This is a genomic window from Sphingomonas sp. ACRSK (assembly GCF_022346685.1).
Classification (GTDB): Bacteria; Pseudomonadota; Alphaproteobacteria; order Sphingomonadales; family Sphingomonadaceae; genus Sphingomonas; species Sphingomonas molluscorum.
Genome location: NZ_JAKRNR010000048.1, coordinates 1 through 15,168, shown reverse-complemented (window position 1 = coordinate 15,168; position 15,168 = coordinate 1). Strand labels below are relative to the sequence as shown.

Below are 15,168 nucleotides of genomic sequence, written 5' to 3'. Positions count from 1 at the left end.
ACCGTCATCGCCAGCACCGTCATACAATGCGCGTCCTCGTTGCCAAGAACGGCTATGACACCGGCGACCCGCCGATAGCACCGCAGAGTGCCATTTCTATCTAGCGGGCTGGTGCCATTTGTACTTAGCGCTTACAGAAGCTGGGTCCGATAGCAAGGATTATGTTTATAGGCGGGAAATATTCGGAAGTGCGTAGGTGGCGTTCTCATAGCCCCTCGCGGCACGACCAGCCAGCGTCGCGGCAAGCACACGATCCGCCTCCATCTCACACCGGCTTCCGTCCACCACCACCACCACTTGCGACACGGGGCCCCATTCTGGGTGAACTACGACGAGATCCCCGCGTTGCACCCCGTCGAGCGTGGCTCCGGGATCACCATGCGGCGATCTCGCACCTGGAACTCTGGCCAGCATGTGGGGGCTGCGAGGCTGGACGGCGTGGAAGCCGCGAAAGACCGCACGCCCGGCATCGACGAAGATGCACGGTCCCGCCGGAGTTCGCTTCACCCCCAGCACGCGGGTCAGGAGCATCGCTGCCCTCGGCGGAACACCGGCGACGCGAATCCCCAACTCAACACCCCAGGCGCTTGCGCACCTGCTTAGCGCATCATCGTCCATGCCGCCGGGCACGCCGGTGAGATCGACGCGTTCGACGCGATGCCCCTGCGCCCGAAGTTGGCCGATCAGCGTCCCGATCGCGGCAGGTTCCACTGACGCGGCGGCAGAAATCGCCAGCCCGCAGAGATCGAGACCGGCCAAGCGGGAGAGGCGCTCGTACGCGGCGGGAAAAGCGGCCGGATTGGGAGCAAGACTGGCGACGCGCAGCAGCGCTCGTGCCCTGTTTCCGCGTGCGAGCGCCAAGGCTGAGAGCAGCGCACCCTCCTCTTCCACCTCCAGCGTGAAGCGGCCGATGCCGCCCGCAAGTGCTGCGGCCAGTGCAGCGCCGTTCCCGGCGGGGCCGGAAAAGCCGATCTCAGCGGGTGGTATCCCGGCTGCGAGCGCCTGGTGCATTTCCGGACGGGAGGTTACGTCGGCGCCGCAACCCTCCGCCAGCCGGCGCAGCACCGCCGCGCTGGCGATCGAGCGGACTGAAAGGACATGCTGGACACGGGGTATCGGCCCAGGGGCGGCAGCCCTGAGGGCAGCGGCCGCGACGACGAGAACCGGCGTTCCCATCGTCGCGGCGACAGCGGTGAGGGGCACGTCCTCCACGTGGAGCACGCCCGAACGGAACGCGCACTCCATTCGGCCCTCAGCGCCGCCCGCGATCGGATCGACGCTCTTGGCGGCGCATCCGCTGGGTGTGGATCGCAGCCGCCGTTAGACAATGGCCGCGGCGCTCCGCGCGCAGGGCCACCGCTACCCGCTTGCCATGGAGCATCAGCACGATGCCGCAGATCGCTCCCAGAAAGAAGACGATCGTAAGCGGCGAACCGTCGCGGTGGAGAAAGGTGCCGGCGCACGCGATGGCGCTCAGCAGCAGGCCGGCCGCCCGCCACCGGAGATCGCGCCCGGTCATGCCGCCCACCTGTCTGCGGCAGCGGAGCTGTCGTCGATCACGACCTTTGCGGCACGGCCAAGCGCCGCCCTGATGTCGCCGGCTTCCGGCGCCGGATAGCGGTGCCAGAGCAGCAGGTCCGCCGGCAGGTCCGCCTCGTCGCGAAGTACGGCTGCGACATCGCCGACCTCGAAGGTCACGCCGATCGCCGGGTCGCGCAAGCGGGCCGCAGAAGCGCGTGCGCGCCCGATCATCGGCGGGGAACCGTCGATCCCCCGTCCCTCGATCGCGGTGAACCCAAACGCCCGGGCCTGAAGGAGCGCGCCCAGCAGCAGCGCGCCGGCGCCGCAGTCTGCATCCACGATGCGGATCGCATGGCGCCCCTGCTCTCGCAATGCGGCGAGGTGCGCCGTGACGGCAGCCCAGCGCGGGTCATGGGCCGCCGAACGGCGGACGGACGGGCTGCGAGGGCGGGGCTTCGCCAGCCGGTGAAACGGGATCGGTCCTGGCGAGATGGAAAGGAGCGCGTGCATGACTGCCTCCCTCATGCCGCGCAAGCGAGCGCATGCCGTGGCGCCGGCACCGGATCGAAGGAGACCAGCGGGACCAGCGGTGCGGATGCGATCGCGATCTCTGCCCGATAGATTTCGCGCTCCTCGCGCGCATAATGCATTGCCGCTGCGTAGGAGACGAAGCGGCCTTCCAATGTCTTGCCGCTGTCCTGGACCAGCCAGTGGCCAGCGCAGTCCTGGCCCACGTAGATGATGCGCCCGGGTTGGTCGGGCTCTGGAGAAACGTCCGACATCATGTCGATTGTACCTCGGTAGGACGGGCTCCATGGCCCGTCGCCCAGCGATCTACGAACCGCGGCATAGCGTTTCGAGATCGTTTCCCGGCTTTCGCATAGCGCCCGCATAGCGGGGTAGCGCTGGCGCCAGCCGCCGGCCTGGAACTGCCGTTGGGCTTCCGGCAATTCTGTAGAGCAGGCCACAGCGCGGCCATGGGCCTGCGTCAGCGACGTGTGTGGAGAGGCTCAGGATCGGACGCATGACGAGCCGCTTCGCGCAGCGACGCCGTCCGGATCGCGCGATCGGCCAGAAGCCGGGCGACACCATAGCGGGAGTCGAACGCGGCGGACTCGTCCAGCCCGGCGGCAGCCTCCGAGACCGGGAGCACCTCCGTCGGCTCCGCGGCCGGAGGTGCCGGACGCTCGAACAACCGGGCGCCATTCGTCAGCAGCAGAACGCCGAGGCTTGCGAGCACGAAGCTGAGCAGCCCGGTGGCGAACTCGGCCGCCTGTGCCGGGCCGCCCTGCGCCGCAACGAAGATCGCGCGGTGAAGGAGCGAGCTCGCCGCGGCGGCCGCGAGGCAGACGACGCCTATGAGGCGTGCGGTGAGATTGGTCATGCCCTTGCCCTGTCGAGGGCCTGTCCCGCGTCTGAGCGGACCCCGTGCCAGGGCATCCCTGCCGCTGCCGTGGGTTCAGGTGTAAGCCAGGCGTTCGGCAATTCCGGCACGACGTTCGCGTTCGGGAGCAGGGCGTGGTGCCATGCGTCGGTTGGGCGAGAAGGGGCGGCGCGATTGTGGCGCCAGCGCGCACTGACCCGTACCGGTGTGAACAGGTGCGGCCCCAGGAATGCCAGCGCGCCTCCCGCGCTCGCGGAAATCACGCAGAGGCCGGCGAGCAGGTACGGGATCAGGCCCGGGGCAGTTGGCGGGTAGCTCGCGACCCTGGCGATCGCCGCCCAGGCGAGGCCGCACAAGGCCATTCCGACAGCGCGAAGCCAGATGCTCGCTTTCCACGACCGATGCCACGTGCCCATGCCACATTCCCCGTTGTGGCGGCCCAGCTATCCCCCGGCGCATAGCAATTCGAGATCGATTCAGGGCTTTCGCATATCGGGGCCATAGTGTGGCGTTCCCGATGCCCGGCGCGTCAGCTATCGGACCGCAGCCGGTAGCCGACGCCGAGTTCGTTGGCGATCACGCTCCCAACGGGGCCGGGCGCCTCCAGCTTCTGGCGGAGATTGCGGATCACGATCCTCAGATATTCCACCCGGGGATCCTCTTCCCCGCTCCAGGCGGCCGCGATGATGCGCTCGTGCGTGACGACCCGCCCGATGTGACGGGCGAGCACCGCCAGCACGTCATGCTCCTTGCGGGTCAGATGCAGTTCCTCGCCGGCCCGGCAGACCAGGCGTCGGTCGAGGTCGATGCTGATGTCTCCGCGGCGCACCAGTTTGGGCGTCGCACCGGAGCCGCCGTGATGGCGCAGCGCGACACGCAGCCGGGCAAGCAACTCGTCGGTGTCGAAGGGCTTGGTCACATAGTCGTCGGCGCCAAGGTCTAGCGCCGCCACCTTCTCTTCCGTCGCTTCGCGTGCAGACACCACCAGGATCACGCCATTCGCCTGCTTGCGCAGCATCGGGATCAGGGTGAGGCCGTCGCGGTCGGGCAGTCCCAGGTCGAGGAGGATGGCGTCGGGCTCGTGTGCGGTCGCCTGCACCAGAGCCTCGCGTCCGTTCATCGCTTCCGCCACGGCATAGCCCGCGCGCTCCAGTGTATTGCGCAGCAGGCGGCGAATGGCGACTTCGTCGTCCACGATCAGGATTCTGGCGGCCATCAGGAGATGCTTTCCTGCGCGACGTCGCGCACGATGAGGGAAGGTGGGAAGAGGATCGCAAACGCGGCGCCGCTGCCGTCTTCCCGGTTGCCCGCCTCGACGCCCAGCCCCATGGCTTCGGCGAATGCCTTGACGATGGCGAGGCCGAGGCCGGTGCCCCCAGTCGCACGATCCGAGCCCTCAAGCCGGCGGAAGGTCTCGAACACCTCGGTCTCACGGCCCGGCGGCAGCCCGGGCCCGTGGTCCAGCACGGCGAGGCGGAGCTGGCCGTAGCGATGCCGTCCCTCAATGACGATCTCGGTGCCGGGGTCGCCATAGCGGCCGGCATTGTCGAGCAGGTTCAGCAGGCAGTGGTGGAGCAACTGCGGGTCAGCGCGCACCAGCGGCAGATCGGGCGGGACGTCTAGGCGCACCGGGTGGCCTTCCAGCGCCCGGCGCGCGTCGTGCGCGGCGCCGGCCACGGCATCGCTCAGATCCACCGCCTCGACGCTGAGCTTCAGCGCGCCCGCCTCCACCCGCGTCATGTCGAGGAGATTGGCGACGAACCGGTTGAGCCGTGACGCCTCGCTCTTGATGGTGCCGATCAGCTCCGGGGTGGCGCCATGGTCGAGGGCGTCGGCGGCGGCGAGCACGGCCGTAAGCGGCGTGCGCAGGTCGTGGCTGACCGACGACAGCAGCGCCGCGCGCAGCCGGTCGCGGGTGCGGACCGCATCCACGTCGCGGATCTCCGCCTGAAGGCGCAGCCGCTCGATCACGAGCGCAGCCTGGTTCACGAGGCTGGTGAGGAGCGGGAGCTGATCGGCACGGACCGGCTCGCTCCCGTTCTCGCGCGCCAGGCCGAGCACCGCGAGCGTACCGGCGCCGGACTTCAGCGGCTGGAACAGCCATTCGGATGCGGCGAGCGTCCCCGACCCCTTCCCTGCGGCTCCGCCCGTGTCGAACGCCCAGTTGGCGGCAGCCAGGTCCATGGTGTCGAGGCGATAGTCGGGGTTGGTCGCCGCCAGCACGCCGAGGCCCGCACCAGGGGAAGGCGCCAGCAACACGGCCTGGACGTCGAACAGGCGTCCGACATCGTTGCAGATCACCCGCGCCGCCTCTGCCTGTTCGCTGACGCCGCTCAACTGGTGGAGGAAGCCTGCAAGCGTGGCGTTGGTGCGTGCGCTTGCCGCCGCAATATCCGCCTGCGCACGCACGCGTGCGGTCAACTGGCTGGTGGCGACGGCGACGCCGAGCAGGACGAAGACCGAGACGATGTTCTCCGGATTGTTGACGGTCAGCGTGCCGGTCGGCGGCAGGAAGAAGAAATTGTAGCACAGGCTCGACGCCAGCCCTGCGAACAGGCCGGTACGAAGACCATAGAGGCTGGCGGCCGCCATGACGGGAAGCAGGTAGAGCAGCGCGACGTTGCCGAGGTTCAGGACATGGAACAGCGTACTCGCAAGCGCGGTCACGGCGGCCACACCGAGCAACGTCAGGCCATAGCCGGCAGGCGATCCCCAGCCGCGGCCGCGCGTGCGACCCGCCTGCGTGGGCGCGCTTCCCCCCTGCCCCGGCACCTCTTCCACCGGGAGCACGTGCACCGTCACGCCCGGCGTCCCGCGCACCAGCCGGTCGACCACTGAGCCGTAACGAAGTTCGAACCAGCGCGACCGCTTCGACTTGCCGACGACCAGCTGAGTGGCACGCGCGTCCGCCACGAAGGCCTGGATGCCTTCCAGCGCTGTCGGTGCCGGCACGGTCGCGATCGCGCCGCCGAGCTGGGTCGAGAGCGACATGGTCGCGGCGATCCGCTCGTGCTGGGCGTCGCTGAACTGGGCCGCGCGCGGAGTCTCGATGAACAGTGCGGTCCAAGGCGCCTTGAGCGCGTCGGAAAGACGCTTGGCGGCGCGGACCAGGCCATCGGCGCCGGGCAGTTCGCTCACCGCCACGACGATCCGCTCGCTGCCCGCCCAGGTGCCGCCGACACCGATCGCGCGGACATGCTCCAGCATTTGCGCGTCGACGGCTTGCGCGGCGCGCCGCAGCGCAAGTTCCCGAAGGGCCGAAAGGTTGGACTTGGAGAAGAAGTGGTTCAGCGCACGGGTCGCCTCGTGCGGGAGATAGACCTTGCCTGCCTTCAGCCGCTCGATGAGCTCGTCGGGCGGGATGTCGACGACTTCGACCTCCGCCATCTCCAGGATGCGATCGGGCACCGTTTCCCGCACGCGGACGCGGGTGAAGGACGCGACGACGTCGTTCAGGCTTTCCACGTGCTGGATGTTGATGGTGGAGTAGACGTCGATCCCGGCCGCCAGCAGCTCCTCGACATCCTGATAGCGTTTGGGGTGCCGGCTGCCCGGCGCATTCGTGTGGGCGAGCTCGTCGACCAGCGCGAGCCGGGGCGCGCGGGCGAGGACCGCGTCCAGATCCATTTCGTGCAACGTGCGCCCCTCGTAAGGGACATCGCGCCGGGGGATCAGCTCATGCCCGCGGACCAGCGCTTCGGTCTCTGCGCGGCCGTGGGTCTCGACCACCGCGACCACCACGTCGACGCCATCGCGGCGCCGTGCCGCGCCTTCCGACAGCATCTCGTACGTCTTCCCGACGCCCGGGGCGGCGCCGAGGAAGATCTTCAAACGGCCACGGCCCTCCTGCGCCGCTTGGCGCAGAAGGGCGTCCGGATCCGGTCGGTCGTCCCCGGGTAGCGGCATCAGCGCGGAAGAGCGTCCAGCGCGCGGTTGATCGCCAGGACGTTCACGTGCGGAGCGCCGAGCACCGCGCCGCCTTCCGTGCGCTCGCTGACGAGCGCGCGGACGCGCTCGACCGGCAGGCGCCGTACGGCGGCGATCCGCGGCGCCTGGGCCAGTGCCGCCTCGGGCGAGAGATCGGGATCGAGGCCGGAACCGCTGGCGGTCACCAGGTCTGCCGGAAGCGGGCCGGTGACGCCCTCCGCCTGCCGCTTGGCAACGTCGGGTTTCACGCGGTCGGTGAGTGCTTGGGCGGCAGGGCCGAGGTTGGAGCCCGACGACGCGAGGCCGTCATAGCCCTGGCCGGCGGCCGAGGGACGCGTCTGGAAATAACGGTCGGAGGTGAAGGCCTGGCCCACCACGGCCGAGCCGATTACGCGGCCGCTTCCGTCGCGCACCAGGCTGCCGTTCGCCTGGAAGGGAAAAAGTGCCTGACCGATGCCCGTCATGGCCAGAGGATAGAGGATCCCGAGCAGGATCGCGAACAGGATCGTCAGGACGATCGCAGGCCGCAGCGAAGTGGGAAGGTCGTTGCCCATGCGAGATGCTCCTCAGGCGAGGCCCAGGCCGTTGACGGCCAGGTCGATGATCTTGATGCCGACGAAGGGGGCAAGGAGCCCACCCAGGCCGTAGACGGCGAGATTGCGCGCCAGGAGCGGCCCGGCAGCCATCGGCCGGTACGCCACGCCCTTTAGCGCCAGCGGCACCAGCAGCGGGATGATGATCGCGTTGAAGATGATCGCCGATAGGATCGCGCTCTCCGGCGTGGCGAGCCCCATGACGTTTAGGACGCCGAGTCCCGGATAGAGCGCCACGAACATTGCCGGGATGATCGCGAAATACTTTGCCACGTCGTTCGCGACGGAGAAGGTCGTGAGCGCACCGCGCGTCATCAGCAGCTGCTTGCCGAGGCCGACCACCTCGATCAGCTTGGTCGGGTCGCTGTCTAGATCGACCATGTTGCCGGCCTCGCGCGCGGCCTGGGTGCCGGTGTTCATGGCGACGCCGACATCGGCCTGCGCGAGCGCGGGCGCATCGTTGGTACCGTCGCCGCACATCGCGACCAGCCGCCCGCCCTGCTGCTCCTTGCGGATCAGCGCGAGCTTATCCTCGGGCGTTGCCTGGGCGAGGAAGTCGTCCACCCCGGCTTCGGCGGCAATCGCCGCCGCGGTCAGGGGATTGTCGCCGGTGATCATCACCGTGCGGATACCCATGGCGCGTAGTTCGCCGAAGCGCTCGCGGATGCCGGCCTTCACCACGTCCTTCAGGAAGATGGCGCCCAGCAGCCGCCCGTTCTTGGCGACTGCCAGCGGCGTGCCGCCCGCGCGCGCGATCTCGTCCGTCACGCGCCGCAGCTCGGTGGCCGCGGCCGTTTCGCCGACGCCCGGATTGGCCCGGAGCACCGAGTCCACCGCACCCTTTTGGATCAGCGAGTCGCCGGTCCGCACGCCCGAGATGCGGGTCTGAGCGGTGAAGGGGATCACCTCCGCGCCCGCCGGCAGCGCAGCGGTGTGGACGCCGAACTTGTCGCGGGCGAGCACCACGATCGAGCGGCCTTCGGGGGTCTCGTCGGCCAGGCTCGCGAGCAGCGCTGCCTCGGCGAGTTCGGCATCGCTGGCGCCGCCGACGGGGCGGAACTCGCTCGCCTGCCGGTCGCCGATGGTGATGGTGCCGGTCTTGTCGAGCAGCAGCACGTCGACGTCGCCGGCGGCCTCCACGGCGCGGCCGGACTTGGCGAGCACGTTGAAGCGGACCAGTCGGTCCATGCCCGCGATGCCGATCGCCGACAGCAGGGCGGCGATCGTGGTCGGGATCAGGGTGATCAGCAGGGCCGACAGGATCGCCACGGGGATGCTCCCGCCCGCATAGCTGGCGAAGCCCGGGATGGTGCCGACCGCGATCAGGAAGATGATCGTGAGGCCGACGAGCAGCAGGGTGAGCGCGATCTCGTTGGGCGTCTTCTGCCGCTCGGCACCCTCGACCAGCGCGATCATGCGGTCGAGGAAGCCTTGGCCGGGATCGACCGTGACGCGCACGGAGACCTGGTCCGAGATCACGCGGGTGCCTGCAGTCACCGCAGATCGGTCGCCGCCTGCCTCGCGGATGACGGGCGCGCTTTCGCCCGTGATGGCCGCTTCGTTGACCGAGGCGACGCCTTCGACCACCTCGCCATCGGCCGGGATCAGGTCGTTAGTCTCGACCAGGACCAGGTCGCCGGCGCGAAGCTGGCTGGCGGGGACCTGTTCGGTGCGCCCGTTCTTGAGCCGCTTGGCGGTGAGTTCGGCCTTGGTGGCGCGCAGGGAGGCCGCTTGTGCCTTGCCGCGGCCCTCCGCCAGTGCTTCGGCAAAGGTGCCGAACAGCACCGTCAGCCACAGCCACACGACGAGCTGGAGCTTGAAGCCGGTGGTGAGATCGTCCTGCCCGATGACGAGCAGGACCGTCATCAGCGCCGCGACCGCGGCGGTGACGAACATGACGGGGTTGCGGATCAGCTCTCTTGGATTGAGCTTCACGAACGACGCCTGGATCGCGGGCACGACGAGGTCGGCCGTGAACAGGCTCTTAGTCTGGCTTTTCTGGGCCATGGTGGCGCCCTCGATCAGAACAGTTGGCCGCGGATCATCGCGAGATGATCGGCGATGGGACCGAGCGCGAGGCTCGGCAGGAAGGTGAGGCCGCCGACGATCAGCACGATGCCGACGAGCAGGCCGACCCACAGGCCGCCGGTGGTCGGGAACGAGCCCGCGCTTTCCGGCGTGTGCTTCTTGGCAGCGAGACTGCCGGCGATCGCCAGCATCGGCACGATGATGAAGAAGCGGCCCACCCACATCGCGACGCCGAGCAGGCCGTTGTACCAGGGCGTGTTCGCCGTCAGGCCGGCGAAGGCCGAGCCGTTGTTCGCGACAGCGCTTGTGAAGGCGTAGAGGATCTCGCTGAATCCGTGCGGACCCTTGTTGAGCGGCCCGGCAAGACCCTGTTCCATGACGCTCGACAGGGCGGTCAGGCCCAGGATCATCAGCGGCAGGACCGCGATCGCGAGCACCGCAAGCTTCACCTCGCGCGCCTCGATCTTCTTGCCGACATATTCGGGCGTGCGGCCGACCATCAGCCCGGCCACGAACACCGCGAGGATGGCGAACAGCAGGAAGCCGTAGATGCCGGCGCCGACGCCCCCGATCACGACCTCGCCCAGCTGCATGTTGAACAGCGGGATCATGCCGCCCAGCGCGGTGAAGCTGTCGTGCATCGAATTGACCGCGCCGCACGAGGCCGCGGTGGTGACGACCGCGAACAGCGCCGAGGCGGCGATGCCGAAGCGGGCCTCCTTGCCCTCCATGTTGCCGCCCGCGACCTCGAGCTGGTGGAGCACCGGATTGCCCGCCGCTTCCTGCCAGTAGGTGACGGTGACGCCCGCGAGGAACAGGATCATCATCGCGGCCAGGATCGCCCAGCCCTGCCGAGTATTACCGACCGCCTTGCCGAAGCACCAGGTCAGCCCCACGCCGATCGCGAAGATCGACAGCATCTGGATTAGGTTGGTGAGCGCGGTCGGGTTTTCGAACGGATGCGCGGAGTTGGCGTTGAAGAAGCCGCCACCATTGGTGCCCAGCATCTTGATCGCTTCCTGGCTGGCGACCGGGCCGAGCAGGATCGACTGGCGTGCGCCTTCCAGCGTGTCGATGCCGATCACGCCGGCGAGCGTCTGCGGCACGCCGCTCGCGATGTAGAACAGCGCGAGTACGACGCAGAGCGGCAGCAGCAGGTAGAGCGTCACGCGGGTGCAATCGGCCCAGAAATTGCCGATCGCCTTTGCCTCCCGCCGCGCGAAGCCGCGAAACAGCGCAAAGGCGAGCGCAATGCCGGTCGCCGACGACAGGAAGTTGTGGATCGTCAGCCCCAGCATCTGGCTGAGGTTCGACATGGTCGATTCCCCGCCATAGCTTTGCCAGTTGGTGTTGGTCGTGAAGCTGATCGCCGTGTTGAAGGCGAGATGCGGAGAGAGGCCCGCCAGTCCCTGCGGATTGCCGGGCAGCACGCCCTGCAGGCGCAGCACCGCATAGGTGAAGGCCATCAGCACAAAGTTGAACACCAGCATGTGCAGCGCGTAGCGGCGCCAGCTTTGCTCCTGCGTGGGGTCAATGCCGGCAAGCTTGTAGAAGCCGCGCTCGACGGGACCGAGCACGAGGTGCAGCGGGGTGCGGCGGCCTTCGTACAACGCGAACAGCCACATGCCGATCGGCTTGGTGAGCGCCAGCAGGATGCCGACGAAGCCGAGGATCAGGATCCATCCCTGGATGGTCATGGTTCCGCCTCCTTCTAGAAGCGTTCGGGGCGGATCAGCACCGCCACCAGATAGACGAGAAGGGCAACCGCGGTCAGCGCCGCGAGCCAGAGGTCGAGCGTCATGGCGTCACCTCACGCATGGTCGCACAGTCGGGCATAGGCGAGCGTCGCCGCCAGCAGCCCGACCATGACGAGGATCCAGAGCAGGTCCTGCATCGGTCCGTCTCCTTCAGAAGGCCGCGGTCAACGAGGCCAGCACCGTGCCGCCGGCGATGTTGCCGGTGCCGTCCTGGCCTTTGCTGAAGCTCGGCCGCAGATAGCCGGCCTCGCGGCTCGAAATGTCCGTATCGATGTACGAGACGTTGAAGGTCAGGTTGCGCCAGGTCGCATCGGCGCCCAGCGACCAGTCCCAATATTCGCCCGTCGGGGCGACGGCAGTCGCATTGGGGCCCAGCCCGTCCTGCCCCCAGCTGTGGCCGATGTGCGCCTTTGCGGTCAGCGGAGTGCCGGCAAGAGCGACCGCCGCGTCACCCCAGAGGTAGAGATTGTCGTCCTTGGCGCCCGGATGATCGTAGAGCCCGGCTGCGGCCGCCGCGCCGTCGTCGTACCATTTTCCGATCGCCTGCTGCTTGGGCGCATAGGCGGCGCCCGCCGTCAGGGTCGCAGGGCCGGTGGTGCCGGTCAGCTTGACATAAGGCTCGGCCAAGTCGGTCTCGTCGGCGCCGCCCGGATACAGGTACCAGGTGAGCCCTACGTCCAGGGTGGCGCTGTCGGAAAGCTGCGCTTTGTAGCCGCCGATCAGGTCGAGCTCCATGTTGGCGCCGCCGAAGGTGCCCCAACCGGCGAGATTCGAACCCCAAAGCCCGATGTAGAGGCCGCTGTCGTGAGCCACGGTGATGCCACCCTGCACCGCCAGTTCCTGGTCCGTCTGCGACACGCCGCGGAAGCGATAGTCGGAGGCGGTCGCCGCCGAACCGCTGACGGTGACAGACGGTGTCGTTTCGGGCGCTTCCGTGCCCCCGACCGACTGGGCCTGAGCAGCGCACGGCAGCGTAAGAAGGGCCACGACGGCGACCCGGCGGAAATAGTTCATGCATGCCCCCAAGGGTGTGGCGACCGCCGACAGCCGGGGCGCCAAGGCCGTGGGGATTAGGTCCGCGCCGCGTAGGAATTCGAGATCGATTCGCCGCTTTCGCATAGTGCGCGCATATAGCTGCGCGCGATGGCCAAGCAGCGCCGGAGGGGGTCAGCGCCGGTTGGCGAGCACCTCATCGATCGGAGCGGTGACGTCCCAGCGCTCCGGATCCTTCGAGCGGCGTTCATTGGGAAAGGTCACCAGCACCCGCGCGTCGCCATAGCCCATGCTCTCGAGCGGCGCGCCCAGCAGGCGGCCGAGCGCCGCGCGGGCCTTTTCGCGGGCCTGGGCCATGCGCTCGGGGGAGCGCGCCTCGGCTCCGGCCTTGCTCTGGGCGGCTCGGGAGGTGCGGCGGGCGAGGTTCTCGCCGGCGGCGCGGGTGACGAACACGCCCTGGGTCCGCACCAGGGTGCGCTGCGACTCATCGACGTTGGGCTTGGCGACGGTGACGTCGGGTGCGTCCACGATCAGCGTGCGGGTCGCCTCGGACCACTGGATGTCGCCGGAGCCGATCCGCGACACATCCACGAAATAGTCGACCGAGAACGGCACCTTGATGACCTGGTTCGACTTCAGCATGCCATAGCCCCGCACGTCGGTGGCGGTGCTTTGAAGCGTGCCGGAGAGTTCGGCAACCTTCAGGCTGGAGGCGCCGGACAGGCGTGCGGTGATGAGCCGGGTGACGGCGGTGCCGTCCTCCTCCTGTGTTACGACATAGTTCTCGGTGTAGCGCCGGTAGACCAGCACTGCGCCAAGCGTCACCGCCGCGCCGATCAGCAGCGCCACCAGTGTGCGCACGAAGCGTGGCCTCAGCTGCGTCGCCATTCGCCTGCCTCCACCGCCAGCCCGCGGCTCTTCAAGTTGATCAGATGCGCGAGAACCGAGCGTTCCGCCGCCGGCAGCAGCTTCGCGTCGAGCCCGACATACATGCGCGCCACCATGGCCGGCACCGCGCCGATGCCCTCGCCCAGCAGGCGCAGGATCTGGCCCTCGCGCGCCTTGCGATGGCCGAGCAGGCCGCGGACGAAGCGCTGCGGGTTCTCCACCGCCTCGCCATGTCCTGGGTAGTAGATGCGATCAGAGCGTCCCATCAGCTTCTCGAGACTCGCCATATAGGCGGCCATGTCGCCATCCGGCGGCGAGACGATGGTGGTCGACCAGCCCATGACATGATCGCCGCTGAACAGGGCGCCACTTTCCGGAAGTGCGAAGGCGAGATGGTTGGAGGTGTGGCCGGGCGTCTCGACCGCCAGCAACGACCAGCCGGTGCCCGACACTCCCTCCCCTTCCGCCAACACCCTGTCGGGGGCATAGGTCGTATCGAAAGCGGCATCGGCGCGTGGGCCGGCGTCGTCCATCGTCAGCGGCGCGCAACCGACGATCGGTGCGCCGGTACGATCGGCAAGTGCCCGCGCGCCGGGGCTATGGTCGCGATGGGAATGGGTGCACAGGACCGCGACGAGCCGTCGGGTGCCGACGGCGGCCAGCAGCGCGTCGAGGTGCGACGCGTCGACAGGCCCGGGATCGATCACGGCGGCGTCCGTCGTTCCGCCCACCACATAGCTCTGCGTGCCGGTGTAGGTATAGGGAGAAGCGTTGGGGGCGAGGACGCGCAGCACCAGGGGTTCCAGCGCGATCGGAATACCCGTTGGGGGATGCATCATCGCTTCGACATGGACACTCGGACCCGGCAGCACAAGCTTCGTGCGGATCCCGGCCGGGATGGCGTCACCCCCAACGAGATGAATCCGTTTCTGACCCATCTCGGGTGGGCGGGGGCTACCCCTGCGCCTAGCCTTGCGCCCTGTTCTTCGCCCAGGAGCTGCGATGGTGTTGCCTAGTCTGCCCCGGCGCTCCGACAGCATCGCCCTCGATGAGGACGCCGTTCGAGCAACGGCCCTGGCGCTCAGGCGCGACGGCTTTGCCGCCGTCCCGGGCTTGTTCTCCCGCGACGAGGTGCGCGAGGTGGAGCGCCTGCTCGACCGGGCACTCTTGGAGGCGGAGCATACCCCCGCCGCACTGCCGTTCCTGGTGCGGTATCCCCGAAAAGGCGCGTTGGCGGAGGATGCAGAACTCGGCCGGGGGTTGGGCGGATGGGACCAGATCGAGCTGAACCACGCCGCCGCCTTGGTCCCGGCGCTCTTGGAAACGGCGGTGTTCCGGGGCTGCACCGCCTTGGCGCGCAGGCTTGCGGGGCGGGTCTCCCGATCCTTCGATCACGTGATCTACAAGGGCGCGCGCAACCATACGGCGACGCCCTGGCACCAGGACGCCGCCTTTGCGCTGTGGCGCGCATCGCGTCCCCGGCAGCTGCACTTCTGGATCCCCCTGCAAGACGTGACGCCGGAAAGCGGTTGCATGACCTTCCTTGCAGGAAGCCACCTGGGGCCGCTGGTCCGCCACCGCAGGGTGCTTCGCTCGTCCGGACAGCCGGGTCAGGAGGCCAGGCCCGACCCCGCGGGCAGCATCTCTTGTCCCTTGCCGATCGGCGGCCTGACGATCCACACGCCGACGACCCTGCATCGCGCCGGCCGCAACGAAAGCGCGCTGCCGCGCAAGGCCTGGATCATCCAATACGGCCCGCTCGGCAGCGCACGGCTCGTGGTGAAGCGACTGGCGGGCGCGCTCCCAGTGCCGCTGGCAGGGGAGAGCACCCGCCTGGAATAGAATTGTGGTCCCTACCCTGCGTCGGGACCGCATCGGCGACTAGCGGGGATCAAGCGACGCCTGCCACCGCTGAGGCGACGGGTGCCGGTACGCCGCGCGAATTCATACGTACCGGGGGACCGGTGAGAGGATGGTCGAAAACGTACGCTAAGCGTCCCGGCTTTGCTGGTGGAGGCGCAGCGGCCTGAACCGCTCGCGAGGTTTGTCGATCTCGCCCCAGAGATAGTCGCCGGTG

At 68.6% G+C, this 15,168-nt stretch carries 15 protein-coding genes; 1 reads left to right on the top strand and 14 read right to left on the bottom strand.

The window, feature by feature from the left end:
• Positions 1-165 precede the first annotated feature (165 nt).
• The 14 genes from MHZ35_RS16720 to MHZ35_RS16655 form a co-directional block, all read right to left on the bottom strand.
• Positions 166-1,176, bottom strand: coding sequence for a hypothetical protein (locus tag MHZ35_RS16720; protein ID WP_274616096.1), 1,011 nt, complete (start codon positions 1,174-1,176; stop codon positions 166-168).
• A gap of 76 nt (positions 1,177-1,252) precedes the next feature.
• Positions 1,253-1,519, bottom strand: a complete 267-nt coding sequence (locus tag MHZ35_RS16715; RefSeq protein WP_239436678.1) for a hypothetical protein — start codon at positions 1,517-1,519, stop codon at positions 1,253-1,255.
• Entirely contained in the window at positions 1,516-2,031 is a 516-nt protein-coding gene (locus MHZ35_RS16710) for an SAM-dependent methyltransferase (protein WP_239436677.1), read from the bottom strand. The genes MHZ35_RS16715 and MHZ35_RS16710 overlap by 4 nt, the downstream gene beginning before the upstream one ends.
• Before the next feature lie 11 nt (positions 2,032-2,042).
• Entirely contained in the window at positions 2,043-2,306 is a 264-nt protein-coding gene (locus tag MHZ35_RS16705; protein WP_239436676.1) for a hypothetical protein, read from the bottom strand.
• Between the two features lie 203 nt (positions 2,307-2,509).
• Positions 2,510-2,905 carry a hypothetical protein gene (locus tag MHZ35_RS16700; RefSeq protein ID WP_239436675.1) on the bottom strand — a complete coding sequence of 132 codons (396 nt, stop codon included), beginning with the start codon at positions 2,903-2,905 and terminating at the stop codon, positions 2,510-2,512.
• Between the two features lie 529 nt (positions 2,906-3,434).
• Positions 3,435-4,121: a response regulator transcription factor gene (locus tag MHZ35_RS16695; RefSeq protein ID WP_239436674.1), complete on the bottom strand. Its 687-nt coding sequence runs from the start codon at positions 4,119-4,121 to the stop codon at positions 3,435-3,437.
• Complete coding sequence (locus tag MHZ35_RS16690; RefSeq protein ID WP_239436673.1) at positions 4,121-6,811, bottom strand: DUF4118 domain-containing protein; 2,691 nt, start codon at positions 6,809-6,811, stop codon at positions 4,121-4,123. Before MHZ35_RS16690 ends, MHZ35_RS16695 begins: the two co-directional genes overlap by 1 nt.
• The gene (kdpC, locus tag MHZ35_RS16685; protein ID WP_239436672.1) at positions 6,811-7,386 is read right to left on the bottom strand and encodes a potassium-transporting ATPase subunit KdpC; all 576 of its coding nucleotides are present in this window, start codon (positions 7,384-7,386) and stop codon (positions 6,811-6,813) included. Before kdpC ends, MHZ35_RS16690 begins: the two co-directional genes overlap by 1 nt.
• A gap of 12 nt (positions 7,387-7,398) precedes the next feature.
• Positions 7,399-9,432, bottom strand: a complete 2,034-nt coding sequence (kdpB, locus tag MHZ35_RS16680) for a potassium-transporting ATPase subunit KdpB (RefSeq protein WP_239436671.1) — start codon at positions 9,430-9,432, stop codon at positions 7,399-7,401.
• Positions 9,433-9,446: 14 nt separating this feature from the next.
• Positions 9,447-11,150 carry a potassium-transporting ATPase subunit KdpA gene (gene kdpA / locus MHZ35_RS16675; protein WP_239436670.1) on the bottom strand — a complete coding sequence of 568 codons (1,704 nt, stop codon included), beginning with the start codon at positions 11,148-11,150 and terminating at the stop codon, positions 9,447-9,449.
• A 14-nt stretch (positions 11,151-11,164) separates the two neighbouring features.
• Complete coding sequence (gene kdpF, locus MHZ35_RS16670; RefSeq protein WP_125961129.1) at positions 11,165-11,254, bottom strand: K(+)-transporting ATPase subunit F; 90 nt, start codon at positions 11,252-11,254, stop codon at positions 11,165-11,167.
• A gap of 106 nt (positions 11,255-11,360) precedes the next feature.
• A complete protein-coding gene (locus MHZ35_RS16665) occupies positions 11,361-12,224 on the bottom strand; it encodes a TorF family putative porin (protein WP_239436669.1) in 864 nt (287 codons plus the stop codon).
• Positions 12,225-12,377: 153 nt separating this feature from the next.
• Complete coding sequence (locus MHZ35_RS16660; RefSeq protein WP_239436668.1) at positions 12,378-13,091, bottom strand: DUF4230 domain-containing protein; 714 nt, start codon at positions 13,089-13,091, stop codon at positions 12,378-12,380.
• Positions 13,076-13,930, bottom strand: coding sequence for an MBL fold metallo-hydrolase (locus tag MHZ35_RS16655; protein WP_239436667.1), 855 nt, complete (start codon positions 13,928-13,930; stop codon positions 13,076-13,078). Before MHZ35_RS16655 ends, MHZ35_RS16660 begins: the two co-directional genes overlap by 16 nt.
• Positions 13,931-14,093: 163 nt before the next feature.
• Here MHZ35_RS16655 and MHZ35_RS16650 point away from each other — a divergent pair, with 163 nt between their 5' ends.
• Complete coding sequence (locus MHZ35_RS16650) at positions 14,094-14,933, top strand: phytanoyl-CoA dioxygenase family protein (protein WP_239436666.1); 840 nt, start codon at positions 14,094-14,096, stop codon at positions 14,931-14,933.
• Positions 14,934-15,168: the final 235 nt, after the last annotated feature.